At 69.9% G+C, this 24,351-nt stretch carries 27 protein-coding genes, 1 tRNA gene and 4 pseudogenes; 20 read left to right on the top strand and 12 right to left on the bottom strand.

All coding sequences use genetic code 11. The features are described from left to right. Positions 1 to 248: 248 nt before the first annotated feature. Complete coding sequence (locus tag C1708_RS18885) at positions 249 to 1,247, bottom strand: sigma-70 family RNA polymerase sigma factor (protein WP_106413783.1); 999 nt, start codon at positions 1,245 to 1,247, stop codon at positions 249 to 251. A 194-nt stretch (positions 1,248 to 1,441) separates the two neighbouring features. On the opposite strand from C1708_RS18885, the gene C1708_RS18880 reads away from it, so the two are divergent. Beyond that, entirely contained in the window at positions 1,442 to 1,960 is a 519-nt protein-coding gene (locus C1708_RS18880) for a GNAT family N-acetyltransferase (RefSeq protein WP_106413782.1), read from the top strand. Between the two features lie 81 nt (positions 1,961 to 2,041). Here the strand turns inward: C1708_RS18880 and C1708_RS18875 are convergent, their stop codons facing one another. Next, the gene (locus C1708_RS18875; RefSeq protein WP_106416364.1) at positions 2,042 to 2,803 is read right to left on the bottom strand and encodes a dioxygenase family protein; all 762 of its coding nucleotides are present in this window, start codon (positions 2,801 to 2,803) and stop codon (positions 2,042 to 2,044) included. Positions 2,804 to 3,012: 209 nt separating this feature from the next. Here C1708_RS18875 and C1708_RS18870 point away from each other — a divergent pair, with 209 nt between their 5' ends. The 4 genes from C1708_RS18870 to C1708_RS18855 all read left to right on the top strand — a co-directional run bounded on the left by C1708_RS18870 (position 3,013) and on the right by C1708_RS18855 (position 6,151). Then, entirely contained in the window at positions 3,013 to 3,531 is a 519-nt protein-coding gene (locus tag C1708_RS18870; RefSeq protein ID WP_106413781.1) for a MarR family winged helix-turn-helix transcriptional regulator, read from the top strand. A gap of 181 nt (positions 3,532 to 3,712) precedes the next feature. Then, positions 3,713 to 5,005, top strand: a complete 1,293-nt coding sequence (locus tag C1708_RS18865) for a M6 family metalloprotease domain-containing protein (protein WP_106413780.1) — start codon at positions 3,713 to 3,715, stop codon at positions 5,003 to 5,005. Positions 5,006 to 5,086: 81 nt separating this feature from the next. Then, positions 5,087 to 5,905: an SAM-dependent methyltransferase gene (locus C1708_RS18860; RefSeq protein ID WP_106413779.1), complete on the top strand. Its 819-nt coding sequence runs from the start codon at positions 5,087 to 5,089 to the stop codon at positions 5,903 to 5,905. Positions 5,906 to 6,078: 173 nt separating this feature from the next. After that, positions 6,079 to 6,151, top strand: a tRNA-Arg gene (locus tag C1708_RS18855). 727 nt (positions 6,152 to 6,878) lie between these two features. On the opposite strand, the pseudogene C1708_RS18850 reads toward C1708_RS18855, so the two are convergent. Beyond that, a pseudogene (locus C1708_RS18850) lies at positions 6,879 to 7,765 on the bottom strand (tyrosine-type recombinase/integrase); the annotation flags it as partial. 227 nt (positions 7,766 to 7,992) lie between these two features. On the opposite strand from C1708_RS18850, the gene C1708_RS34025 reads away from it, so the two are divergent. Continuing rightward, on the top strand, positions 7,993 to 8,130 hold the full coding sequence (locus C1708_RS34025; RefSeq protein WP_157951281.1) for a hypothetical protein: 138 nt from the start codon (positions 7,993 to 7,995) through the stop codon (positions 8,128 to 8,130). Positions 8,131 to 8,170: 40 nt separating this feature from the next. On the opposite strand, the gene C1708_RS18845 is transcribed toward C1708_RS34025, so the two are convergent. Further along, positions 8,171 to 8,971 (bottom strand): protein phosphatase 2C domain-containing protein, encoded by an 801-nt coding sequence (locus tag C1708_RS18845; RefSeq protein WP_106413778.1) that lies wholly within the window; start codon positions 8,969 to 8,971, stop codon positions 8,171 to 8,173. A 38-nt stretch (positions 8,972 to 9,009) separates the two neighbouring features. On the opposite strand from C1708_RS18845, the gene C1708_RS33775 reads away from it, so the two are divergent. The 4 genes from C1708_RS33775 (at position 9,010) to C1708_RS18840 (ending at position 11,265) form a co-directional block, all read left to right on the top strand. Continuing rightward, positions 9,010 to 9,348, top strand: coding sequence for an RNA polymerase sigma factor (locus C1708_RS33775; protein ID WP_133169075.1), 339 nt, complete (start codon positions 9,010 to 9,012; stop codon positions 9,346 to 9,348). Continuing rightward, positions 9,330 to 9,419 carry a hypothetical protein gene (locus C1708_RS35945; RefSeq protein WP_107503091.1) on the top strand — a complete coding sequence of 30 codons (90 nt, stop codon included), beginning with the start codon at positions 9,330 to 9,332 and terminating at the stop codon, positions 9,417 to 9,419. The genes C1708_RS33775 and C1708_RS35945 overlap by 19 nt, the downstream gene beginning before the upstream one ends. After that, on the top strand, positions 9,416 to 9,685 hold the full coding sequence (locus C1708_RS33770) for a hypothetical protein (protein WP_133169074.1): 270 nt from the start codon (positions 9,416 to 9,418) through the stop codon (positions 9,683 to 9,685). Before C1708_RS35945 ends, C1708_RS33770 begins: the two co-directional genes overlap by 4 nt. Before the next feature lie 509 nt (positions 9,686 to 10,194). Then, positions 10,195 to 11,265 (top strand): Gfo/Idh/MocA family protein, encoded by a 1,071-nt coding sequence (locus tag C1708_RS18840; RefSeq protein WP_241911286.1) that lies wholly within the window; start codon positions 10,195 to 10,197, stop codon positions 11,263 to 11,265. Between the two features lie 219 nt (positions 11,266 to 11,484). On the opposite strand, the pseudogene C1708_RS18835 reads toward C1708_RS18840, so the two are convergent. Beyond that, positions 11,485 to 11,853, bottom strand: a pseudogene (locus C1708_RS18835) (tyrosine-type recombinase/integrase); the annotation flags it as partial. Positions 11,854 to 11,915: 62 nt separating this feature from the next. Beyond that, positions 11,916 to 12,899, bottom strand: coding sequence for a helix-turn-helix domain-containing protein (locus C1708_RS18830; RefSeq protein ID WP_106413776.1), 984 nt, complete (start codon positions 12,897 to 12,899; stop codon positions 11,916 to 11,918). A gap of 130 nt (positions 12,900 to 13,029) precedes the next feature. Between C1708_RS18830 and C1708_RS18825 the strand changes: the two genes are divergently transcribed. Continuing rightward, positions 13,030 to 13,896 (top strand): NAD(P)-dependent oxidoreductase, encoded by an 867-nt coding sequence (locus C1708_RS18825; protein WP_106413775.1) that lies wholly within the window; start codon positions 13,030 to 13,032, stop codon positions 13,894 to 13,896. Positions 13,897 to 13,929: 33 nt separating this feature from the next. Here the strand turns inward: C1708_RS18825 and C1708_RS36135 are convergent. Continuing rightward, a pseudogene (locus tag C1708_RS36135) lies at positions 13,930 to 14,061 on the bottom strand (IS6 family transposase); the annotation flags it as partial. A 22-nt stretch (positions 14,062 to 14,083) separates the two neighbouring features. Then, positions 14,084 to 14,259: pseudogene (locus tag C1708_RS35130) on the bottom strand (IS6 family transposase); the annotation flags it as partial. 18 nt (positions 14,260 to 14,277) lie between these two features. Here C1708_RS35130 and C1708_RS35675 point away from each other — a divergent pair. Then, complete coding sequence (locus C1708_RS35675; protein WP_274543356.1) at positions 14,278 to 14,400, top strand: hypothetical protein; 123 nt, start codon at positions 14,278 to 14,280, stop codon at positions 14,398 to 14,400. A 469-nt stretch (positions 14,401 to 14,869) separates the two neighbouring features. On the opposite strand, the gene C1708_RS18810 is transcribed toward C1708_RS35675, so the two are convergent. Further along, complete coding sequence (locus C1708_RS18810; protein ID WP_106413774.1) at positions 14,870 to 16,159, bottom strand: MFS transporter; 1,290 nt, start codon at positions 16,157 to 16,159, stop codon at positions 14,870 to 14,872. A 117-nt stretch (positions 16,160 to 16,276) separates the two neighbouring features. Between C1708_RS18810 and C1708_RS18805 the strand changes: the two genes are divergently transcribed. From C1708_RS18805 to C1708_RS18780, 6 genes are all read left to right on the top strand, one after another. Continuing rightward, positions 16,277 to 16,816 (top strand): CGNR zinc finger domain-containing protein, encoded by a 540-nt coding sequence (locus tag C1708_RS18805; protein ID WP_106413773.1) that lies wholly within the window; start codon positions 16,277 to 16,279, stop codon positions 16,814 to 16,816. A gap of 972 nt (positions 16,817 to 17,788) precedes the next feature. Next, a complete protein-coding gene (locus C1708_RS34020; RefSeq protein ID WP_198602535.1) occupies positions 17,789 to 17,944 on the top strand; it encodes a hypothetical protein in 156 nt (51 codons plus the stop codon). Positions 17,945 to 18,135: 191 nt separating this feature from the next. Continuing rightward, positions 18,136 to 18,495: a helix-turn-helix domain-containing protein gene (locus C1708_RS18795; protein ID WP_106413772.1), complete on the top strand. Its 360-nt coding sequence runs from the start codon at positions 18,136 to 18,138 to the stop codon at positions 18,493 to 18,495. 76 nt (positions 18,496 to 18,571) lie between these two features. Continuing rightward, positions 18,572 to 18,982 (top strand): VOC family protein, encoded by a 411-nt coding sequence (locus C1708_RS18790; protein ID WP_106413771.1) that lies wholly within the window; start codon positions 18,572 to 18,574, stop codon positions 18,980 to 18,982. Positions 18,983 to 19,261: 279 nt separating this feature from the next. Continuing rightward, positions 19,262 to 20,236, top strand: coding sequence for a GNAT family N-acetyltransferase (locus tag C1708_RS18785; protein WP_106413770.1), 975 nt, complete (start codon positions 19,262 to 19,264; stop codon positions 20,234 to 20,236). A gap of 154 nt (positions 20,237 to 20,390) precedes the next feature. Next, a complete protein-coding gene (locus tag C1708_RS18780) occupies positions 20,391 to 20,708 on the top strand; it encodes a hypothetical protein (RefSeq protein ID WP_106413769.1) in 318 nt (105 codons plus the stop codon). Between the two features lie 102 nt (positions 20,709 to 20,810). On the opposite strand, the gene C1708_RS18775 is transcribed toward C1708_RS18780, so the two are convergent. Next, a complete protein-coding gene (locus tag C1708_RS18775; RefSeq protein WP_198602534.1) occupies positions 20,811 to 20,966 on the bottom strand; it encodes a hypothetical protein in 156 nt (51 codons plus the stop codon). Between the two features lie 559 nt (positions 20,967 to 21,525). Here C1708_RS18775 and C1708_RS18770 point away from each other — a divergent pair. Beyond that, a complete protein-coding gene (locus C1708_RS18770; protein ID WP_106416363.1) occupies positions 21,526 to 22,713 on the top strand; it encodes a PP2C family protein-serine/threonine phosphatase in 1,188 nt (395 codons plus the stop codon). After that, the gene (locus C1708_RS18765; RefSeq protein ID WP_106413768.1) at positions 22,710 to 23,108 is read left to right on the top strand and encodes an STAS domain-containing protein; all 399 of its coding nucleotides are present in this window, start codon (positions 22,710 to 22,712) and stop codon (positions 23,106 to 23,108) included. The genes C1708_RS18770 and C1708_RS18765 overlap by 4 nt, the downstream gene beginning before the upstream one ends. A gap of 43 nt (positions 23,109 to 23,151) precedes the next feature. Here C1708_RS18765 and C1708_RS18760 read toward each other — a convergent pair whose 3' ends face one another. Together C1708_RS18760 and C1708_RS18755 are read right to left on the bottom strand one after the other, a co-directional pair. Further along, a complete protein-coding gene (locus C1708_RS18760) occupies positions 23,152 to 23,823 on the bottom strand; it encodes an enoyl-CoA hydratase-related protein (protein ID WP_106413767.1) in 672 nt (223 codons plus the stop codon). Between the two features lie 90 nt (positions 23,824 to 23,913). After that, positions 23,914 to 24,267, bottom strand: a complete 354-nt coding sequence (locus C1708_RS18755) for a hypothetical protein (protein ID WP_106413766.1) — start codon at positions 24,265 to 24,267, stop codon at positions 23,914 to 23,916. Between the last annotated feature and the right edge of the window lie 84 nt (positions 24,268 to 24,351).

Genomic DNA, 24,351 nt, shown 5'->3' with positions numbered 1-24,351 from the left:
ACGTGGCGTGTGGGTCGGCCCGCGGGGCTCATGGCCCCGGGGGCTTGTCGCATACCGGGTTCGGAAGTCTTGTTCCCTGACCCCAGCGGGTTGAAGCGGCGGGCTACGGCCATGTTTGCGCGGTCTTCCGCCACCCGGCGCACGCGGCACGCGCTCCTCACGCGGCTGCGCGGGGCCCGGCCGTCACGCGGGACGGGTGGCGGACGCACGCGGGGACCGGCCGCCGCGCCGGCGGACGGGAGCGCCCGTCACGCCGCCGCGTCGAACCCGGTGCTGCGGGCCAGCTTCTTCAGCTCCAGCAGCGCGTGCTTCTCGATCTGGCGGATGCGCTCGCGCGTCAGGCCGTGCTCCTTGCCGACCTCGGTCAGCGTGCGCTCCCGGCCGTCCTCGATGCCGTAGCGCATCTTGATGATGGAGGCCGTGCGCTGGTCGAGGCGGCCGATCAGGTCGTCCAGCTCCTCGCTGCGCAGCAGCGTCATCACCGACTGCTCCGGCGACACCGCGGAGGTGTCCTCCAGGAGGTCGCCGAACTGGGTCTCGCCCTCGTCGTCCACCGACATGTTCAGCGAGACCGGGTCGCGCGCCCAGTCGAGCACGTCGGTGACGCGCTCCGGCGTGGAGCCGAGCTCGGCGGCGATCTCCGCGGGCTCGGCGTCGCGGCCGTGCTCACGGTTGAACTCGCGCTGCACGCGCCGGATCCGGCCCAGCTCCTCCACCAGGTGGACGGGCAGGCGGATGGTGCGCGACTGGTCGGCTATGGACCGGGTGATGGCCTGCCGGATCCACCAGGTGGCGTACGTCGAGAACTTGAAGCCCTTGCGGTAGTCGAACTTCTCGACCGCGCGGACCAGGCCGGCGTTGCCCTCCTGGATCAGGTCGAGCAGCGGCAGGCCGCTGCGCGGGTAGCGGCGGGCGACGGCGACGACCAGGCGGAGGTTGGAGCGGATGAAGATGTCCTTGGCCCGCTCGCTCTCGTCGACCAGGGCCTGGAGCTCCTCGGGGGTCGCTCCCACCGTGTTCTCCTCGAGGCCGTCGAGGATCTGTCGTGCGAACACACCCGCTTCGATGATCTGTGACAGCTCGACCTCCTTGGCGGCGTCGAGCAGCGGCGTGCGCGCGATTTCGTCGAGGTACATGCCGACCAGGTCGCGGTCGGCGATCTCGCCGCCATGGGCGCGAACACTGCTTGCCGAGTCGACCGTCTCGCCGGAGGCGGACTGACGACGGGCGACGGCACGGGTTGCCATGCGTGCTCCCTTGCGATGGTGAGGTCAGCGGGCGGTCCTGCGGACGCTGGGCATGGTCCTCAGGGTCTCTTCCGGACTCTGCTCGGGTGCCCGCATCCGTAGGAAACAACGACTGGAATCAGGACAGAATTCCCAACACGCCCACCGATTTTTCTGATCATGCAGTACCCTGTCCGGCCACGCGGGGAGGTGTGATGCCGTCCGATCAGGCGGAGGTGCAGGTCAGGCCGGGGACCGAGGCGGACCTCGGGGCCCTCACCGACCTCTACAACCACTACGTACGTGAGACGGCCGCCACGTTCGACATCACTCCGTTCACTCCGGCGGAGCGACGCCCCTGGCTGCTCTCCCACCCTGTAGACGGTTCCCACCGTCTGATGGTTGCCACGGCCGCCGGCACGGGCCGTGTCCTGGGGTACGCCACGTCCAGCCCCTTCCGGCCCAAACCCGCGTACGCGACCTCCGTGGAGACGACCGTGTACGTCGCCCCGGACGCCGGCCGGCGCGGTATCGGCACCCTGCTCTACCAGGCGCTGTTCGACGCCCTGGCCGGTGAGGGCCTGCACCGTGCCTACGCGGGCATCGCCCAGCCGAACGCCGCCTCGACGCGTCTGCACGAACGCTTCGGCTTCCGGCACGTCGGCACGTACCGGGAAGTGGGCCACAAGTTCGGCCGCTGGTGGGACGTGGCCTGGTACGAGAAGGAGCTGTGACCCCGAGGTCCCGGCCGCCGGGGCCACAGAACGTGCCGGGGTCCCGGCCACCGGGGCCACAGAACGTGCCGGGGTCCCGCCTCAGCCGAACTGCACCGACCGCTTGGCCAGCCCCATCCAGAACCCGTCGATCACGGACTTCTGTTCCCCGAGCTCGCCGGCCGCGTCGGCGGCGCCCATGGCGACGAAGAGCGGGGCGAAGTGCTCGGTGCGCGGGTGGGCGAGCCGGCCGGCGGGGGACTTGCGGAGGAAGTCCAGCAGCGCGTCCACGTCCCGCGCCTGGAGCGCCTCCCTGCCCCACGCGTCGAACTCGGCCGACCAGGCGGGGATGCCGCCCTGGCGCAGCGCGGCGAGGTTGTGGGTGAAGAACCCGGAGCCGACGATCAGCACGCCCTCGTCGCGCAGCGGTGCGAGCCGGCGCCCGATGTCCATCAGCTTCACGGGGTCGAGGGTCGGCATGGACACCTGGAGGACGGGGATGTCGGCCTCCGGGTACATCTCGACGAGCGGGACGTAGGCGCCGTGGTCCAGGCCCCGGTCGGGGACGTCCTGGACGGGGGTGCCGGGGGCGCGCAGCAGCTTGCGCACGGACTCGGCGAGCTCGGGGGCGCCGGGGGCGGGGTAGGTGACCCGGTAGTAGTGCTCGGGGAAGCCCCAGAAGTCGTGGACGAGGGGCACGGTCTCGGTGGCGCCGAGGGCGAGCGGGGCCTCCTCCCAGTGGGCGGAGACGACGAGGATCGCCTTGGGGCGGGGCAGGCCCGCGGACCAGGCGGCCAGCTCGCCGGGCCAGACGGGGTCGTCGGCGAGGGGCGGGGCACCGTGGCTGAGGTAGAGCGCCGGCATGCGCTCCTGAGTGGCGGCGGTCATGACGGCGACTCCTTTCTGCGGCGTCTCTGCGGCGTCCCCACGGTTTCTGCGACGCGTCCGGCGGCCACGAGCGGCGGTCACCGAGTGGTGGTCACCGACCGGTGTACTTGAACTCTCAACTTCCACTGCTGACTGTACGCCCCATTTGTTTAAGGTTCAAGGAGAACGCCCGTACAGTGGAGTGCATGAACACGGCACCCGCACCTTCGGCAGCCGCCGGGGAGCCGCGCTGGCTCACCGACGAGGAACAGCGCGTCTGGCGCGCGTACGTCGACGCCACCACGCTCCTGGAGGACCACCTCGACCGTCAGCTCCAGCGGGACGCGGGCATGCCGCACGTCTACTACGGCCTGCTGGTCAAGCTGGCCGAGGCGCCCCGCCGGCGGCTGCGCATGACGGAGCTGGCGAAGGACGCCAAGATCACCCGCTCCCGCCTGTCGCACGCGGTCGCCCGGCTGGAGAAGAACGGCTGGGTCCGCCGCGAGGACTGCCCCTCCGACAAACGCGGCCAGTTCGCCGTGCTCACCGACGAGGGCACGGAGGTGCTGCGCCGCCACGCCCCCGGCCACGTCAACGCCGTACGGCAGGCGGTGTTCGACCGGCTCACGCCGGAGCAGCAGAAGTCTCTCGGCGAGATCATGGGGATCATCGCCGAGGGACTTCAGCCGAGCGAAGCGGGCGCGGACCTGCCCTGGCTCCGCTGACGCCGCGGAAGGGTCCTCGGTCCCGCACACGGGAAACCCTCACGTGACTCAGCTCATGCTCGAAGCCCGCCCGTACCCCACGATCGGACCACCCGGCGAGCGCACCCCCGACCCGTGACAAAGGGTGATCGGGAGGGTGCAGTCGGAGACGGCGGCTGCCGTGCGGAGCGGAGGTTTCCCCATGCAGCCGCGTCCGAGCCGAGGCCGGATATCCCCGCGCCGCCTGGCCGCCCTGGGCTCCGTCACCGCCCTCACCCTCGCGGTCTGCAGCTCGGCCGGCAGCGGCCACCTCTCCCCCGCGACCACCGCCCCCGGCGCCGGCCCGAGCGCCCTGTCCCGCAGCTCCGCCCACGGGCCCTGCATGATCGGCAGCGACCGCGACGTGCAGATGTCCGAGGGCATCCCGACGGACCCCGGCTACACCCGCTCCACCGGCACCGTCCGCGCCCTCACCCTGATGATCGACTTCTCGGACGCGCCCGGTGAGGGCGACGCCCTCGACCGCTACCGCGAGTTCTTCCCGCAGACCCGCGAGTGGTTCACCACCAGCTCCTACGGCCGCCTCGACTACCGCCCCGAACTGCCCGTCCCCGAGTGGCTGCGCATGCCCAAGTCCTTCCGCCAGTACGGCATAGAGCGCGGCGCGCCCTTCGACCCCGGCTACCGGGAGCTGGTCCGCGACATCGTCTCCGAGGCCGACGCGGAGGTGGACTTCCGGGCGTACGACCTGCTGAACGTGCTCGTCACCCCCAACGCGGGACCGGCCGCCCTGGACACCGTCCTGTCCGTCACCTTCGCCGGCAACGACGAGGCCCCCACCGCGGACGGCAGACCCGTCTCCAACGCGTCGTTCGTCTACTCCCGCCAGGACGACGGCTCCGGCTCCTACGACCGCACCGGCTACCGCGTGCTCCCGCACGAGAACGGCCACGTCTTCGGCCTGCCCGACCTCTACACCGCCGAGGGCGGCGGCGCGGTCGGCCACTGGGACATCATGAGCGAGGACTGGGGCGCCAACAACGACTTCCTCGCCTGGCACAAGTGGAAGCTCGGCTGGCTCGACACGTCCCAGGTGAGCTGCGTGGCGCAGCGCGGCTCGCGGGAGTACGTCCTGACCCCGCTGGCCCGCCCGGGCGGCCCCAAGCTGCTCTTCATACCGCTCGACGCGCATTCCGGGTACGCGGTGGAGCTGCGCACCCGCGCCGGGAACGACGAGGCGGTGTGCCGGCCGGGCATCCTCGTCTACCGGGTCGACGCGGACGTGGACACGGGCATGGGCCCCGTCACCGTCCACGACGCGACCCGGGACAGCGGCGGCTGCACCCGGGCCCCGAACGTGCACGCGGAACTGTCGGACGCGACCTTCACCCCGGGCCAGAGCTTCGTGGACCGCGAGGAGGGGGTACGGGTGGCGGTGCTGGCCGGGAGCGAGGACGAGTACCGGGTCAGGGTCACCCGCACGTCGGCGTCCTGACGTCGTCAGGGCGCGGTACCCCGCCCAACTCCCTCCGCTAGGTTGCTGCTTGACAGCTGCCGGTCAGCTCTGGAGGACGTAGTGACGGAGATATCCGCGGCATCGCTCGAGGCACGCGCGCGCATCAGGACCGACCAGCCGCACACCGCACGCATCTGGAACTACTGGCTGGGCGGCAAGGACAACTACCCGGTCGACCAGGCCGCCGGCGACCAGATCCGCACGCTGCACCCCGGCATCGGCGACTACGCCCTCGCCGACCGGCAGTTCCTCGGCCGTGCCGTGCGGCATCTGGCCGGGCGGTGCGGGATCCGGCAGTTCCTCGACATCGGCACCGGCCTGCCCACCGCGGACAACACCCACGAGGTCGCGCAGCGCGTCGCCCCCGACTCCCGCGTCGTCTACGTCGACAACGACCCCATCGTGCTGGCCCACGCCGAGGCCCTGCTCACCAGCACGCCGGAGGGCAGCACGGCGTACTTCGACGAGGACCTGCGCAACATCGACGCCATCCTCGAACAGGCCGCGCGGTCCCTGGACCTCAGCCGGCCGGTCGCCCTCGTCCTGCTCGGCGTGGTCATCTTCATCGAGGACGACGAGGAGGCGTACGACGTCGTGCGCCGCCTGATGGACGCCCTGCCGTCCGGCAGCCACCTGGTCCTCTCCCACACGATCACCCGCCCGGACATGCCGGACGTGGACGCGGCGGTCGCCTTCTGGAACGAGAACGGCACGCCGAAGCTGACCCAGCGGACGCCGGAGGCGGTGGTCCGCTTCTTCGACGGGCTGGAGCTGCTGGAGCCCGGGGTGGTCTCCTGCAACCGCTGGCGCCCGGAGGACGCCTCCGGGGACCTCCCGGCGGAGGTGGCGATGTTCGGAGGGGTGGCCCGGAAGCCCTGAGGCGTGAGGGCGGGTCGGGAGGGGCGGCCGACCCAGGGGCTCTCCTCCCCGTCCCCACCCGCCCGGGCTCCGATCCGGTACCCTGTGGATCGAGCGCCCCGGCGGACGCCGCTGCCCCCGTGACCGGGCCCGCGGCCACCGACCAGGACGCTCACGGCTTGACCGCCGACCACGCCTTCGTAGCTCAGGGGATAGAGCACCGCTCTCCTAAAGCGGGTGTCGCAGGTTCGAATCCTGCCGGGGGCACAGCGAGAAGGGCCAGCTCAGGAGGGGTTTCCTCCCGGGCTGGCCCTTCACCGTTCCGGGCTCCGTGCCACAGACGTGCCACTGCGTCCGCTCGTCGGAGTCACACCTCAGACGCATCCGCCGAGGTCGACGCTGCGTGTCCTGGCCACGTCTATCGACTCAGACGTCCTTCACCGCAGGCCATGGCGCACGTCGACCACGCTGAGTAAAGTGCCCTTCACCAACTTCAGGGGGTCGACGCTATGCCGAGACCGGTAGCGTCAAAGGCAAGGGGGCGACTGTGAGCCAGTGGTTCGTTGCTTACAACCTGCATGGCGGAGACCCAGTTGATCCGTCGAGTGTGGGTGGCGAGAACAAGTACGACCGGGTACTTGATGCCCAGGCACAACCCCCTCGCAAGCCGCGAAAGCGGGCGCGAGCAGCTCGTGGCAAGAACGGCGCTGATGCGGACCGCCGGCGTCAGGAAGAACTCCGCCGAAATGGTCTGTTGTGAATGTGGGGCAAGCAGTGCGGTCGCACGCCTTGAGTCCCTCGACGCCCGGTGGATCTCGCGCGAGCTCTGACATCTACGGCTGACAGCAACAGCACCGGACGGAGGCACACGCCAGAGGCTTCGTCCGACTGCCGCATCAGTCGACTGGTGGCACACACAGAAGGGCCAGCTCAAGGGGGGTTCCCTCCCAGGCTGGCCCTTCATTGTGTCCAGGGTCGTGCCACACGCGTGCCCCTACGGCTCCACAGGACTCCTCTCGGACGAGTCGGAGGCTGCTCCCCCGCCGCCCCGGATCATGGCCCCAAGCCGGTCGGCGATGGCCGATCACGGTCACCGGTCATGTGCTGGTGGATCAACGCGGCCCGGGAGCTGCTGTGCCCCATCCTCGTCATCAGCTCTCGCGAGCTGGCCCCGGCCGTCGAGGCCAGCGTGTTGCCCATGTGCCGCAGGTAGTGGAAGTGCAGCTCGGCCGTGACGCCCGCGGCCTTCCGGGCCTTGACCCAGTCGTCCCGGAAGTTGCTGCGCCGTAGCTGCCCGCCCTGCGGCCCGACGAAGACGTGCCCGTCGCGGCCGGGAGCGGCGAAGTGCTCCAGGTGGTGCGTGACTGCGTCGAGCAGTTCGGCCGGGAAGGAGACGGAGTGCGCCCCGGCTGCGGATTTCGGCGCCTTGTCGAAGAGCCGGCCGTCCTGCAACTCGGCCTGAGCGCGGCGCACGGTGACGGTCAGCCCCTCCAGGTCGACGTCCCGGCGCCGCAGGGCCGCCAGCTCCCCGAACCGCAGGGTGGTGAAGGCCGCCAGGAGCACGAGCAGCCGGTGGCGCGGCGCGATGGAGTCGGCGGCGGCGAAGACCTCCGCCACCGTGAGGACCGGCCGTTCGGGCACGTCGTAGCGGTCCGCGCCCTTGATGCGGCACGGGTTGCGCCGGATCAGCTCGTCGTCCACAGCCGTGTTCATGGGGGCACGCAGCAGTTGGTACGCCTTGACCACCGTCGGCTCACCGACGCCGGCCGCGAGGAGCTTGCCGCGTCAGCTGCGCACCCGGGCCATCGTCACGTCGGCCACGCTCCCGGTCCCGAAGGTGGGCAGGATGTGCAGCCGCATCACCGACTCGCGTCCGTCACGGACGCCGAGCCGCTGAATACCCCCTAGACAACACAGGGAGGAACCCACCCGAACTGCCTGGGGGGTTGACGGCTACCGCAACCCGACGCCTCATCAACTGCATAAGGAGGCATGCGAAGCCAGCTATGCGGCCGGCAGGAAGTATGGCCGTTGACGAAGGGGGCACCTGACTTCAGTGCAACGAGAGGGCGTTTCCTAGTGCACCGCTGACTGACTGAGGAGTCACAGTGAAGGAATCAGTACACGCCGCCATCACCCTGTCGTACAAAGGGCTGGGCGTACTGCCTCCCTGGGTGGTGATCGTGGGGCTGGTGCTGTTCTGCGTCTGGATGTTCACGGTCTGGCGTCGTCGCAATCGGTCATAACGCCGGGCGGGCAAGAAGCAGGTAGTGAGGCCAAACGCGCTTACGACAGCACCCAGTACAGGACAGTCGCGTCATCGTGCGCCTTGCCACGCGGCCGGCGCCGGCCGTCGGGGTCCCCAGCCTCTGCTTCTCGAACCTGCCGGATCAACTCATCCGGCCCTGACGAGCTGAGAACGCCCAGCACCCGTACCCAGTCCGCGAGGTCAAAGCTGTCGACGAGACGCGTCACCCCGTCACTCAGCAGCGCCACGGACGTGAGCGAGTCCAGCGGTACCGTTCCGGTCAGCGCATGTTCAGCCGCCCGCGGTTCGGGGCCGGCGATCCAGAAGCCGCCCGGCTGGTTACGGAGCCCGGTCAGGGCGTCGCGGTACTCGGCCAAGGCGGCGGCGTGTTCGGGTGAGCCGGTGGGCAGTTCGTCGACCGGCGCACGGAGCCGTTCACCGACCTCGTCCAGGCGCTGGTCGGTGACGGCAATCGTCTTCCCGTCCCTGTCGGCGAGGAAGAGGGTCGAGTCACCGAGGACGAGGTACTCCAGAGCCTCCCCACCGGTCCGGACCGCGACGACCGTACTGGTCGGGCTGGCCCGACAGGTCAGGTCGCAGGTGCCCTCGTGCAGCGAACGGACGTCTCGGATCGCGTCGGCGAGGCAGTCAGTGAGCGACCGGGCGGGGTGTGCCGTGATGCTGCTCAGCAGCAGCCCGCCCAGCGCCGAGGAGAACCAGGCGACGCCGTGCACGCATCCGGTCTCAGTCCCGGCCACACTGGCACCGTCGAGGAGAACGGCCGTGCCAGGGGCGACGGCCGCGAAGTCCTCGTTCTGCCGGCCCGGTTCGGCGGTCAGGGAGCCGAGGGCTACGTTCGCTCCGTCGTCTCCTCGTCGTGCAGGTAGAGGATTTTGGACAGCTTTTCAAAGATTCCTTGCACCGTTTGATTGGTTTCCTGATCACCGCAGGGGCGCGACGAGTCGACGCTGAAGACGCTGTACAGATGGCCTTTATTGAACTTGCTAAGGTCTGGGACTCCGCAGAGCATCCCCTAGCATGGGTACGCAAGTTCGCATTTCGCATGTGGACAAAAATTTTCGGCAGAAGTCGCATAGATGAGCTGGTGTCTAGTTTCCCTGATCACATCGGGCGTGACGATGACGACGAAATAGTCGGCCAATCTAAGGTCATCCATATCCTGAGGCGGCTGGGGCAATGGGGATGCCCGCCGTGAACGTCCGTCAAAACCTACATCGCGCACGCGCCAATCTTGCGAAGACCCTGAACGAGGAAGGATTTCAGTGAATATTCCGGTCGAAATCACATACACCCGCGCCATGGATAATTTCATGCGAACAGGAATCGCTCAGCTGCGTACCGCATTGCTCGAGGCGATTGATCCGAGCGAGCACCTGAAGGATGTGCTTAATCGGGCTGAAACGGTCACCGAAATCCACGTTGGCAGTGTCATGGAACAGCAGTCATCGGAGTGCGAGATCACCCCTCTGATCGTGCCGCCAGAGTGGACAGCAGAGGGATCGATGAAATCGTCCAGAAAATTGTCGGGCTAAGAATGCTCGACGGGTAGCCATCGAGAGGTCGTCGGCTTGCTGACGACCTTTTTGGTCATGCTGTCGATTAACGGCCGCGGCCAGCCGTGAGGTTGCAGAGCGCCAGGACCGCAACCGACGGGCCGACACCCCCGACCATCGTGGCTGACTGCCGTCGGCTGAGGTTCGTGCCACTACCGTGCCAGATGCAGGGGTCAGTCAGGGTCAACACCGGTGCCCTGCGGTCGAGTACCCGCCCGCTTCCTCGGCCGGCGAAGCCGCAGCTCAGCCAGCAGATCACCCCGCCACTCCCCTAAAGCGGGTGTCGCAGGTCCGAATCCTGCCGGGGGCACAGAGAGAAGGGCCGGCTCAGGAGGGTTTCCCTCCCGGGCCGGCCCTTCGTTGTGTCCGGGACGTGCGCCTCGGTCAGTCCCTCCGTCTGCTGCGTTTTCACGGTGGGAAACCAGCTGTGAAGGAAGGGGAGTTCGGAAGAGGATGTCTGTATGCGGGTAGGAGTGGTAGGGCTCAGGATGGGGCTCCACCTGGCGGACTGGTGTCGCAAGGTGGGCATGGAGGTCGTGGCGGCATGTGACCGCGACCCCGAACGCCGTGCCGTGGCGCGGGCGCAGTTACCCGGCGCGGTGCTGGTGGAACGGTGGGAGGAGCTGCTGGAGCACCGTCTTGACGGGGTCGTCCTGGCCAACGACTTCGACGAGCACGCGCCGCTGGCCGTCGCGTTCCTGGACCGTGGAGTGCATGTGCTGTCCGAGTCGGCGGCGTGCGTGGACGCCGCGGAAGGGGAGCGGCTCATCGCGGCGGCGGACAGGTCGTCCGCGACCTATTCCTTCGCCGAGAACTACGTGGCCCACCCGCACGTCCGTCTCATCCGGCAGGCGATCGAGGCCGGGGAGCTGGGCCGGATCAGCCTGATCGAAGCGGACTACCTGCACGGCATGTCCCCGGCCGATGTCACGGGCCTGATCGGTGACCCGGCGCACTGGCGCGGGCGCATCGCTCCCACGGCGTACTGCACGCACACCCTCTCACCGGTACTGGCCCTCACGAAGGCCTGGCCGGTGGAGGTGTCGGCGTTCCCGGCGGACGAGGCGGACCCACGCGCCGCGGTCGTCATGGCGGTACGGCTGTCCACCGGGGCGCTTGCCCTTACCCGGCACGGGTTCCTCCAGGGCGAGCCCGACAGCCACTGGAGCTGGATCTCCGTGCGCGGCACCAAGGCGCTGGCCGAGTCCGTCCGGGCCGCCGGCGACCGGTCCTGGTCGGTCCGTGTCAGGACGGAGGGCTGGGCGACCCCGGAGGGCCACGCACGCGAGGAGGAACGCACGCCTCCGCCCTTCACCCTCGCCGGGGAACCCGTGGCACGCGGGGCTGAGGGCACCGTACGAGTACTGCGCGCCTTCCGGGCCACGATGGAGCACGGAGAGCCACCGCTGGTACCGGTACGGCCCGCCGTGGCCGCGTCACTGGTCGGTGTGGCCGGCGCGGAGTCACTGGCCGACGGTTCCTGCCCGGTCCCGGTACCCGTGATGACGACCGGCCCGCAAAGAACCACGGGCCAGGCAGATCCTGACATCCACAGCTGACATAGCTGACATCAACGACACCGGACGGGAAGGCACGCCGGCGTCTCCGTCCGGCCGTCGCAGCAGTCGCCGACAGCAGGCTCAGCGGTCCCGCATCGAACTCCTAAAGCGTGTGTCGCAGGTTCGAATCCTGCCGGGGGCACCAGGTCAGAGGGCCCCCACCTACGGATCTCCGTAGGTGGGCCCTTCGACTTCTACTTCTGACATCAGTGCAGGCGGTCACCGACGATCGGGGTGCCTCTTCCTGAGCAGCCGGTCCATGTGGCTCATGGCCTCGCGCTGCGCGTCCTGCACGACGTGCGTGTAGACATCCATGGTGATGCCGATCTGGGAGTGGCCCAGGATCTCCATCACCACGCGGGGCGCGACCCCGGCCGTCGTCAGGAGCGTCGCCGTGCCGTTCCGGGCGTCGTGCAGCCGGATCACGCGGAGGCCGGCGGACCGGGCGACGCGGGTGAAGGACCGGTAGAGGTTCCGCGGCTCGACCGGGCATCCGGTCCGGGTGGTGAAGACGTAGTCCGACTCGCGCCAGGTCTCCCCCGCTCTCGCACGAGCCGCCACCTGCCGCATCCGGTGCCAGCGCAGCGGCGGCGCATGAGCATGGTCATCGACCACAGGACGCTTCCGTGCGTACGAACCCCAACTCGGTCTTACGAAGGTAGCCTCGAGGGCCTGAACGACTTGCGGTAGTCGGTGGGGGAGACCCCCACCGTCCGGGTGAAGTGGTGGCGCAGGTTCGCCGCCGTGCCCAGGCCGCTGCGGTAGCCGATCTGCTCCACCGGCAGGTCGGTCGTCTCCAGCAGGCTCTGTGCCCGGCCGATGCGCTGCTGCAACAGCCACTGCAGCGGCGTCGTGCCGGTCGCCTCCCGCAGTCGCCGGTAGAAGGTGCGCGGGCTCAGCCCGGCCCGGCGCGCCAGGTCATCGACGGTGAGCGGCTCGTGCAGCCGCTCGGCCGCCCACTGGAGTACCGGAGCCAGGCCCGCGTCGTCGTCGCGGGGCACCGGTGCCTCGATGAACTGGGCTTGGCCGCCCGAGCGGTGGGCCTGCACGACGAGGCGCCGCGCCAGCTGGTTGGCGACCGAGGCCCCCAGGTCGCGGCGGACCAGGTGCAGACACAGGTCGAGCGCGGCGGTGGCCCCGGCGCTGGTGAGGACCCCGCCCTCGTCGGTGTAGAGGACCGAGTCGTCGACGACCACCTCGGGGTGGCGAGCCGCCAGCTGGGCGGTGTGACTCCAGTGCGCGGTGGCTCGGCGGCCGTCGAGGAGCCCGGCCGCGGCGAGCGCGAAGGCGCCGGTGCACAGGGAGACCATCCGGGCCCCAGAGGCGGCGGCCTCGCGCAGGGCTGCTACCAGATCGGCCGGGACCTCCTGGCCGTCCTCGACGACCGCGTCGGGCACGGACGGCACGATGACCGTGTCGGCGCCCACGAGCGCGTCCAGGCCGTACTCCGTACGCAGGGAGATTGCCCCGTCCGGGGCGTTGCCGCAGAGCCTCAGCTCGTACCAGGGATCGGCCAGGTCGGGCTGCGGGATGCCGAACACCGTGCAGGCGATGGAGAGTTCGTACAGCTCCCAGAGAGAGACCCCCGAGCGAGGGTCGGGGACGACGGCCACGGCGACGACACCTGTGCTCATTCGCCGATCCTAACTCGGCCCAGTGGCAGGAATTTTGCGTACATAGCCAGTCCTGCCACTGTCGCACCCCTTCCGCTCCTGCGAGTGTGGATCTTGTCCAAGGACCGCCACATACAGGGAGTCGTCATTCATGAGCGCACAGAACGTCACCGTCATCGGCCTGGGACAGATGGGCACGGCGCTCGCCGGTGCCCTCCTGGACGCCGGGCACACCACGACCGTCTGGAACCGCAGTCCCGAGAAGGCCGGGCCCCTCGTCGCCCGGGGCGCGGTCCGAGCGGAGACGGTCGCCGAGGCCGTCGCCGCGAGCGACCTGGTCCTGGTGTGCGTCCTCGACTACCCGGCCGCACGCGAACTCCTCCGTCCCGTAGGAGAGTCGCTGCGCGGCAAGGCCCTGGTCAACCTCACCTCAGGCTCGCCCGAGCAGGCGCGCGAGGAGGCGAAGTGGGCGGCCGGGCAGGGGATCGCGTACCTCGACGGCGGCATCATGACCACCCCACCCGGCGTCGGCGACAGCGCCCACATGTTCCTCTACAGCGGCGCCCCCGAGGTCCTGGCCGCGCACCGCGACACCCTGGCCGTCCTCGGCGACCCGGTCGGCCTCGGGACGGACGCAGGGCTCGCCTCGCTGTACGACTCCGGGCTGCTCGGCCTCATGTGGTCCGTCTTCGGCGGCTGGCTGCACGCCACCGCGCTGGCCGGCGCGGACGGGGTCGCGGCGAGGGACTTCACGGCGATCGCCTGCCGCTGGCTGAAGACGGTGTCCTGGTTCATGACCGGGTACGCCGAGCAGATCGACGCGGGCGAGTACCCCGGCCACGACGCCACCATCGACGTGCAGGTCGCCGCGATAGGCCACCTGCTGCACGCCGGGGCCGACCGGGGCATCGACCCCCGACTTCCGGAACTGCACCTGGAGTTGATGCGCCAGATGGTGGCCGCCGGGCACGGGAGCGACAGCTACGCCCGCATGATCGACGCCTTCCGTAAAAGCTGAGGGCGTTGTCACGTTGTTGGGCGCGTGACTGTCTGATGGCGCGTCGGAGTTCTCATCCCGGTTGTTCAGGCCTTTGTGCGAGCGGTGCTCGACCGAGGGCATGACCTCGCGGTGGGCCGCGCCGTAGGAACGCAGCTTGTCGGTGATTTCCGCCCGCGACACCGCAAAGCGCGCCTGCGTAGGCCTGCCCGGACTTGGCGCACCAGCGGCGGACCGTCTCGTGGGAGACGAACACGCCGCGCTCGAGCAGCAGTCGACCTCCCGGAACGACAGCGGGAAGCGGTGATAGAGCCACACACAGTGGGAGATGATCTCCACCGGGTACCGGTGGTTCCCCTTGTACGACGGTGGCGCGCTATCCACGGACGATCCCTCCCCGGCATGACCAACCGGAAACGGCTCGGCTACCTCAGTCCGATCGAGCTCGAGGAGAAGCACTGCGCCGACCGGGCAACGGCCGAACGCACCCACCTGAACCCCTGTCACCCCCTCGGGACCAGTTGATCAGCCCCTCCCGAGCAGCGGGGGAACCTCAACCAGCACGATCGCCGCACCCGCTACGGAAAGCCGCGCGCCCGGTGGCCACCCGGGAGTTGTTGAACAGTCGCAGCACCCCGCCCAGCGCGACCGCCTCCTGGGATGGCGGCGGCAGCAGCACGGCCATGGCCGCGGCCACAAGAGCAGCGCCGGTCCCCCGACGCCGTAGAACGCCTCGCGCCAGCCCGCCAGCTCACCGATGTACGCACCGGCCGGCACAGCTGAATGTGCACAACCGTCTTGGCGCTTCGGGCCGGGAGTGTGGCGCCGGGGCCCAGGTTCCGGGCCGGTCGACACGTCAACGGCTCCGGCTCCCTGCCACGGAAGCGGCTGGGGGCATCGCCCAGCGGACCTCTCCGGGTCCCGCGCCGCCCGGTGTGTGTGGGTGCTGCCCGGGCGTCGCGCGGAGAACCCGGACAGGTCCCCACGGCGGGTTCTAGCGTGGTTCCACGGCCGACCGGGTGATGTTCTTGAGGAACAGCACCGGCGTCGCCGCTGTGGCCACCGCGAACACCGCGAAGGCCAGCCGCATGCCGCCCAGTTCGGCCAGCAGGCCCACCAGGGCCGCTCCCAGCGGCATGGCGCCGAAGTTGAAGAGCCGGGCCGCTGCGTCGTAGCGGCCGAGCATCCCGTCGGGGACCTTGCGCTGGGCGATGGTGCGGGCGTTGACCGTCCAGAGCGTGCCGCCCATGCCCCCGAGGAAGGCACCCGCCGCCACTGCCCAGAGGCTGGTGGTCAGGGCGGGCAGCGCCACCATCGCGGTGGTGCCGATCAGGTCGGCGAACATCGCGCAGCGAGCACCGAGCAGCCGGTTCACCCAGGTCACCGTCACCGCGCCGACCAGCCCGCCGATCCCCAGGGCGCTGAGTACAAGGCCGTACTGCTGCGGTCCGAGTCCCATGGCCTGCTGGGCGTAGAGCGGTAGGAGCGCCAGCCAGGCGCCCCAGACGGCGGCGAGCACGGCGACGACCAGTGACAGCGTGCGCAGCACCGCATCGCGCCACAGGAAGCGCAGTCCTTCGGCGATCCGACTGTTGACCGAGACCGGAGCCGCGTCCGGAGCGGGCCCCTCGGCCCGGAAGCGACCCACCAGCAGGAGCAGGGCGAGGGCGGCGAGCGCGTAGGAGGCGCTTGTCAGCCCCAGCGCGATCCCCGTACCGGCGGCCAGCAGCAGTCCTCCGGTGAGAGGTCCGGCGAATTCCTGTCCCACGGTCTCGGCCCCCGCCATCCAGGCGTTGGCGCGCTCGCGCCCTGCCGCGGGCACTGCGGCCGGAACCAGGGCGGAGGCGGAGGTGGATGCCAGTACGTCGGCGACACCGAGGACCGCCCCGGCACTGAGGAGTTGCACGAGCGTCACGCCGTCGGTCGCGGCTAAGACGCTGAGCCAGCCCACCGCCGCCAGCCGCGCCCCGTTGGCAGCCCAGAGCAGTCGCCTCCGGTCGAAACGGTCGACGAGCACGCCGATGTGCAGGGCGACGAGCAGCCAGGGCAGGGTAAGGGTCAGTGAGACCGCGGTGACCTGGGTGGGAGAGCCGGTGATCTGGGCGGCCAGCAGCGGCAGAGCCATCTTCATCACGCCGTCGGCGAGGTTGGTCACGGCGGTGAAGCCGACCAGGACCGCGGTGTTGCGCCGGCCCCGGTCGACTGGGGGGCGCCCCTTCGAGGTCGAAGCACTGAGGCTTTTGCCGGTTTCTGTCCGCTCGGGCGTCGATGTGGCCATGGCCATCCCCTAACTGTCTAACGCCTTAGCCGGTTAGGCAACTGTGGCGCACGTCCCGGCGATCGCACAACCGGTAAAACGCTTAGCCGGTAGAATGGCGGGAAGACGCAGGAGGTGACCGCCATGCTGGAGCCGCCGGCCTCAGCCGTCCTGGTGGAGGCGTTCGCCAACACGGTCGACGTGGAAAAGGCCAGCGACGAGATCGCCACCCCGGCGGGGCTGGCCGCCTGGCTGACTGGCCGCGGCCTGCTCGACACGCCCGGCGGCATCCCCCCCGACGTCCACGAGAGCTATCTGACCCTTCGCGCGGGCATCCGCGAGGAGTTGGGCAGCCATGTCGGCGACCTCCCCGACCCGGAACTGCTTGCCGCGGCGGACCAGGTGCTGGCCGGACACCCCGTGCTGGTCACCTCGCGCGGATCTTTGACCCCTGCAGCGGGACTGCCGACGGAGCGCAGGCCGCTGGCCGCGCTGGCGATCGCCTGGAGCCAGCTGGTCACGACCGGGGATGCCGCACGGCTCAAGCGCTGCGCGGAACACACTTGCGGCTGGGCGTTCTGGGACATATCGAAGAATCGCAGCCGCCGCTGGTGCTCGATGAAGGTGTGCGGGAACCGCAACAAGAGCCGGTCCTACGCGTCCCGGCAGCGGCAGGCGACCTAACATCACCGCGGGCACCCTGGACTCCGAGTGCGCCCGCATGGCAGGGCTGTTCCCAGAGGAACTGCGCATGGCAACCGGTGCAGTCTTCGACACCTTCGAGGACCAGCTTCCCGGACTTGACGATGCCGGCGACGAGCAGGTCTTCGCTGTAGTGGAGCGTGGCGTCCTGGCCTTCATCGCGGTGGATACGGCCCGCAACGGAAGCCTTTTCGGGCCCCGACGAGCTGAGAACGTCCAATGCCCTTACCCAGTCCACGAGACCAAAGCTGTCGACGAGACGCGTCACCCCGTCATTCAACAGCGGGATCGAGAGCCTGCGAGAGCCGGTCCCACATCAAGACTGCGAAGCATGCGCGCGGTCTCCACCTTGCAAACGGCCGGTTGTCCCACACCGGCTCGTTGTGCCAGCACGGCACCCGTCAGGCCGGCCTCAGCCCGGTCGGCGCCCGTGCCGCCCTGCGACTCCATGGTCTCCAAGACGCAGCGAGCCTCACCGCTGCGGGGTGCGCGGCGCGGCCTGGGGGTGGTGGCCAGCGTCGCGCGACGTCTGCGACGGCGGACGGTGTCTCCGACCCGGACGACATCACCCGCCGTGTTCGCCTGTTCATGGTGATTACCGCAGGGCGACGGGAACCTCCCCAGCGCGCAAGCCCGGTCCTGCTGAACTATGGCCGATTTTCGGCAGCGTGCCCCTGTCGTGCCCGTCTGACGGGAGCGTCAGGAGGAGCCGCAAGGAAGGCCAACGTCAGGCGACCACGCAAGTCGGCGTTCCACCAGGTCAGGCCCGGACCGCGTACGCGATCTTCCGGAACTGGTGGTCCAGGGCCCATGCGCCGGCGCTCACTTGGGCCATCAGGGCTCCACCGACCGCACTGGTCAGCCACATCTATACGTGGCGATCACCACCTGCGATCATGCCCATCAGGGCACGAGTCCACACACCTAGGGGGCAGGACGTTGCGCCGCTTGATCGTGAATCTTCTGCTGGTCATCGCCATCTTCGCTCTGGCGCTGATAGCGCTCGGCAGCAGCATGGGAGGGGTGGAGATCGGCATCTGGCTCTTTGCGCAGCTCGCTGCGATCACCCTCGTGATCCTTCGGTACGTGCGGCAGAGGCGCCTCAGCTGACTGAGCCGTTGGCTTCGTCAGGCCCGCTGGTCAGCGGAACCGGTGATCAGTGGACCGACACGTCAGGCTGCATCTGCTGGGGCGAGTGGTGGCCCGGGGGGCCTGGAAGGTCCGCCGTCCCGGGTCCCGCCCCCGGGGGACCGTGATGGGATGGTGCAGTGAGCCGCGCTGCAGAAGAGACCAATCGCCGTATGCTCCGAGCGCGTGACGTGATGGACCGCGACTACGCGCAGCCACTGGACGTCCCTGCCCTGGCCCGCGTCGCACACGTGTCGCAGGCCCACTTCACGCGTACCTTCCGGGCCACGTTCGGTGAGACACCGCACCGCTACCTGCAGCGTCGCCGCGTGGAACGGGCGATGTTCCTGCTGCGGGAGACCGACCGCAGCGTGACGGACATCGGTTTCGAGGTCGGCTTCACCAGCCCGGGCACCTTCAGCCGGACGTTCCGGGACATCGTCGGCCGGTCGCCGCGGACGTACCGCAAGGAAGCGGTTGCCGTGGGCGTGCCGACGTGCTTCACGATGGCGTGGACTCGGCCGCATGCCTGACCGGCCGGTAGAACGTCTTGTCCACTGAGCAGTTTTGGATAAGTTTTCGTCCCGGCTGATCACTAGTGTCAGTGTCATGTTCAACGCCATCACGCAGTCGCAGATATACGTCCTCGACCAGGACGAGGCCGTCGACTTCTACGTCGGCAAGCTCGGCCTGGAGATCACCGCAGACGTCGACATGGGTTTCATGCGCTGGTTGACCGTCGGCGTACCGGGCCACCCCGAGCGGCAGATTCTTCTGGAGAAGCCGGGCGCGCCGGCGATGTCGGAGGAGACGGCGGAGCAGGTGCGCGAGCTGGTGACCAAGGGAGCCATGGGCGGCTGGCTCATCCTCACCACGGACGACTGCCGCAAGACCTACGAGACGCTGCTCGAGAAGGGGGTGGAGTTCACCGAGGAGCCCACCGAGCGTCCGTACGGAATCGACTGCGGTCTGCGTGACCCCTTCGGCAACCGCATCCGCTTCACCCAGCCGAAGGCCTGAAGAACCCCGGCACTCCGGCACTCCGGCACTCCGGCACCACGAACGGTCACACGTCGGGCCCGGCGTGCAGCACGGAAGCACAGCACCGCAGTGGCTTGCGGCAGACCACGGTGACACCCATTGGCTGCCGTGAGGCCCTGCGTCCTTCGCCCTCGGTGGTCTCGTTCGCTGCGCGGTGCAGAGGCTCGCCCTTGTCCTCGAGGTGCCGCCGTTCCTGTCGCTTCGCCCGCGGCGCGTGTCCGTGGTGCGATGGAACTGGGGGCGGAAAGGAGAGCGATCATGCCCGCAGCGAAGCGCACGAGTTCCGCCGCCTCGGTATCGGTCCGCGCGCTGGACGAGCCGGACCTGGATCGGGCCGACGCGATCTTCAGGGTCGCCTTCGGGACCTTCCTCGGGGCCCCTGAGCCAGAGACGTTCTTCGGGACCGCCGACTATGTCCGCACCCGCTGGGCGGCAGATCCGCACGCGGCCTTCGCGGCGACCGTCGAGGGCGAGGTCGTCGGATCGAACTTCGCCGCCAACTGGGGCAGCGTCGGGTACTTCGGCCCGCTGACCGTACGTCCGGACCTGTGGGACCAGGGCATCGGCAGGCGCCTCATGGAACCGGTCATGGCCTGCTTCGACGCCTGGGGGAACCGCCACCTCGGCCTGTTCACCTTCTCCCACAGTCCCAAACACCTCGAGCTCTACCGCCGGTACGGTTTCTGGCCCCGCTTCCTTACCGCCGTCATGAGGAAACAGGTAGCCGTCAGTGCCGCGGTCCCCGGCCGCGTGCTGTACGGCGAGCTGACCGCCGCTGAGCGGACCGAGGCACTGAGCCTCGGTCGCGCACTGACGGGGGCCTTGTACAAGGGCCTCAGCTTGGAGCGCGAGATCACGGCCGTCCAGGCGCAGGGGCTCGGTGACACCATCCTCCTCGAGGGCGCCGACTCCGGCCTCGACGGTCTGGCCGTCTGCCACTGCGGAGCGGGGTCGGAGGCCGGTGAGGACGTGTGCTTCGTCAAGTTCGGCGCCGTACGCCCTGGCCCGGACGCCGCGGACCGGTTCGAACGTCTGCTGGACGCGTGCGAGCAGCTGGCCACCGAGAGGGGACTGGGGCAACTGGACGCCGGAGTGAACCTGGCCCGCGAGGGCGCCTACCGGCGCATGGTCGACCGCGGCTTCCGTACGGGGCTGCAAGGCGTGGCCATGCACAAGCCCAACGAACCCGGCTACAGCCGCCCGGACGCCTACGTGATCGACGACTGGCGCTGAGTCCATGGTCCACCGCCGTACCCGGCTCCGGTGAAGACCCGAAGCCGTCAGGGGACGAACGACCTGTCGCCGACCGCCCGTCACCGTTCCTGGCGATCACATCGGCATACCGCGGGGATCACGAGGCCCGGCACGTGCCAGTACGCTCCTGATCATGACTGCACCCCCGGCGAGCACCGACGCGGCCCGGCCGACCGCGTTGTGGGGCGTCTCTTTCGCCTCGTTGGGCGTCTTCCTCATCAGCTGGGCGCTGTGCTGGGGGAACGCGTACGTCGTCAACGACGACCTGCCGAACACCTGCGGCGCCGCACAGCGGCAGCACTTCCCGCCGGAGGTGACGTGCCGGTCCGCTGACGGCACGCTCACCGGTACGAACCCTGGTTGGCTCGACGTTCTGTTCTTCGCCTCCTTGGTGGTCTTCGTGTTGTTCGCCGGCATGTCGGCGGCGCTCGCGTCCGTCCGCAGGACGTAGGGGCCGGGTGCTGATGACGCGGAGTCCTGGGTGGCCGGGGTCCTGCCCTGTGCCCGTTCCCGTGTCCGGGTTCGCGTCGGTCCCGTAGGGCCGGGCGCCGGGTCACCCCAGCGGGTTCGTTGTGTCCCTCAGGGTGGCCAGGACCTCCGTGTACAGACGGGACTTGATCGTGCCCAGGGTGCTGCCGGCCTTGCCGGACAGGGACTGCGCCACGTCCAGAGCCGTGGCGCGGACCTCCTCCTCAGGGGCCGATGTCATGGCGGTGCGGGCTGCGGCCGACGGTCCTGCCCTCGCTGTCAGGTGCAAGCGGCGTCGTGGTGCGGAGACGCGGACGACGCAGGTGTCGCCGAGGGTCGGGGGACCGGCGCCGACGCGGGCTGCCGGTCCGGCGCACCGGGACTGCCCCTCCGGCCGTCCTACGGGACCGATGTCCGGCTTCGGGCGGATCGCCCCGCCTGCGCGGTCCGAGGGATCCGGGCGGGTCGGCCGGCGGCACGGCTCGATGCCGTCCCCCGGGCGCCGGTCGACGACCCGCATCGGACACGCACACGCTGCGCCCGGTCACCGGTCGGCGGGGGTGCACCGGGCTGCGGGGCTGCCAGGGCGTCGGATGGTCCCGGGACCGCACGTGCGACCCGGCGGGCGGCCCTCGCCGTCGAGCGGTGCATGCCGTCGCTGAGCGGGATACTCGGTAGGACAGGAGCACGGCGACGCCCTGAGTCGTGAAGCGGCGCGGTCCTTCGGGACGTCGTATGTCAGGCCGGCGAGGGGGTCCAGGACCGTGACGGAGAACAGCGCGGTGTCGCTGGTGCGGTTGATGCAGGCCAGCCATGTGGCCACGATGGAGCAGCTTCCGCGGTTGATCGCCGATCATGCCGCTTCGGCGGGCATGTACGACACGGTGCTCTTCCTGGTGGACATGCAGGAGACGGTGCTGCGCCAGCTCACCGGCCGGGGGCCGGACGCGGGGGAGGGCGGGCAGGAGTTCACCGTGTCGGGCAGCCTGCCCGGCCAGGCCTATCAGCGCGTGGAGGTGATCCCCGAGCCCGTACGGGCCCAGGGGGACGGCGGTGCGCGGCGGCGTCGGTGGTGGGTGGCCGTCACCGACGGTGTGGAGCGTCTGGGGGTGTTGCGGGCCGACACCGACACCGACACCGAAGCCGCCCGCGGGGCCTTGAAGGATCTGGCGTCGATGACGGCCCTGCTGGTGCTGAGCAAACGGTCCTTCAGTGACTCCTACGCCCGGCTGGTGCGCACCGAGCCGATGAACGTGGCGGCGGAGATGCAGTGGAATCTGACCCCGCCCCCCGCTTATGCGGGACATGACGCCACCGTCGGGGCGGTGATGGAGCCCGCCTACCAGGTCGGCGGGGACGCCTTCGACTACGCCGTGACCGGCCACGTTCTCCACCTGGGTGTCTTCGACGCCATGGGACACGACACCACCGCCGGCATCACCGCCAACGTCGCCGTCGCCGCCTGCCGCAACGCCCGCAGGCAGGGTGCCTCCCTGGCCGAGACCAGCCGGGAAGTGGAGCGCACCCTGATCGAGCAGTTCGACGCCCGCCGCTACGTCACCGCGATCCTGGCGGACCTGGACATGGAGAGCGGCAAGCTGACGTGGATCAACCGCGGTCACCACCTGCCGATCCTCATCCGCGACAGCCGCTGGACCACCGACCTGTCCTGCCCCCCGGCCGGCCCCATGGGAGCCGACCTGGGCCTGCCCGTCGCCGAGGCCACCGAGCAGCTGGAACCCGGCGACCGCCTGCTGCTGTACACCGACGGCATCGTCGAAGCCCGCGACCGGCACGGCGTCGAGTTCGGCCGGGACCGCTTCGTCGAGTTCATCCGCCGTCACCACTCCGGCCGGCACACCCTGCACGAGACCCTGCGCCGGCTGATGACCGCCGTCATGGACCACCACGACGGCATGCTCGACGACGACGCCACCGTCCTGCTCACCGAGTGGCGCGGCGGCCACCAGCAGGAGCTGTACCCATGAACCACCCGCACGCGCGCAAGGACGTTTCGACGCACTCCGACCAGCCGCCCGCCCCGCACATCGACGTCCGCCGGGCGGGCGCCGGCCACCACCTGGTCACGGTCCGGGGCGCCCTCGACCTGCACACCGCCCACCGGCTCGCCGACGTGCTGAAGCCGCTGACGCTCACCGACGGCCACACCGTCCTCCTGGAGCTGTCCGGCGTGACGTTCCTGGACTCCACCGGCCTGACCTGCCTGATCGCGGCCTACCGCACGGCCAGAACCGCCGGCGCCCGTATCGTGCTGATCGCACCCAGCCGGCCCGTGCACCGCATGCTGGCCCTGACGGGCGTGGACCAGGTCCTGCACAGCTACCCCACCCTCGAAGCGGTGCCGGACTGGCCGGGGCGGTGATCCGAAGAGCGCCCTTCCCGGCGCCGGCGAGGTGTCGTGCCCGTCAGCCCAGCGGGTTCGCCGTGTCCCTCAGGGTGGTCAGGACCTCGGCGTACAGGCGGGACTTGATGGTTCCCAGGGTGGCGCCGGCCTTGGCCGCCTGGGACCGGGCCAGGTCGACGGCCGTGGAGCGGACCGCGTCCTCCGGGACCGCCTGGTCCACGATCGCCGCGGCCGCCGCGTCCGTGCCTCCGTAGCGGCGGGCCGTCGTCATGGCCGCGTGGGCCGTCTGCGGGGTCAGGCGGGCGCGGATGAGGGCGGACATGCCGGGGGTGAACGGGATGTCGATGTCCGCCTCCGGCAGGCACCAGTAGCCGCGGTCGGCGCGCATCACGCGGAAGTCGTGGGCCAGGGAGAGCATGGCCCCGGCCGCGAACGTGTGGCCCTGGAGGGCGGCCACCGTCACGACCGGCAGGGACAGCATCCGCGCGAACAGTGCGTGCACGGAGACCACGTAGTCGTGGTAGTGGTCCGCGTGGGCGAACAGCCACTCCAGGTCCAGGCCGTTGGACCAGAACTTGCCCGTGGCCGCGGTCACCAGGGCGCGCGGGCCCTCCGCCTTCTCCACCTCGTCGAGCGCGGCCCCGACCGCGGCGATCCAGTCGGGGTGGAAGCGGTTCTCGCCGTCTCCCAGGTCGAGGACGAAGACGTTCTCGTGGCGGTCCAGCGTGGGCATGGCGGCGCTCCGTTCACCTGTGGCCTACTCGCCAGTAACTTAAGGGGCAGGCCCAGGTGTCCGCAAGACGCCCGGGGGCACGGGCACAGGTCAGGAGTAGCTGAAGTCACCCACCGTCCAAGCGCTGACGTCCTCGATCGCCACCCGGTACATGCCGCCCGTCTCCGGGATGCCGACCGTGCCCTGGATGATCCGGGCGACGTGGAAGTGGAGGTGGGTGGGCGGGCCGTCCCGCTTCACCGGGGCGTCGAAGACGGAGGCGAACTCGCCGAGTCGGTCCGAGTCCATCAGCACCTCCGCGACCCTCTTCCGCCACACGGCTTCGGGAGCCAGCCGGCCGGTGATGACGGCACCACCGGTGACCACGGTCAGAGACATCTGGCTGCTCTGCCCCGATTCCACGCGGGCGGCGATGTCTACGATCAGCTCGTCGGGCTTCACCATGGGCCGGATTCTATGCGGGGGCGTTGCGCGGCGTGCCGCCCGCTGTCCGGTTCACGGGTGCGCTACGCCTCTGACCTGCCCGGA

Source organism: Streptomyces sp. DH-12 (genome assembly GCF_002899455.1).
GTDB lineage: Bacteria > Actinomycetota > Actinomycetes > Streptomycetales > Streptomycetaceae > Streptomyces.
This window is presented reverse-complemented; position numbering and strand designations above follow the sequence as displayed.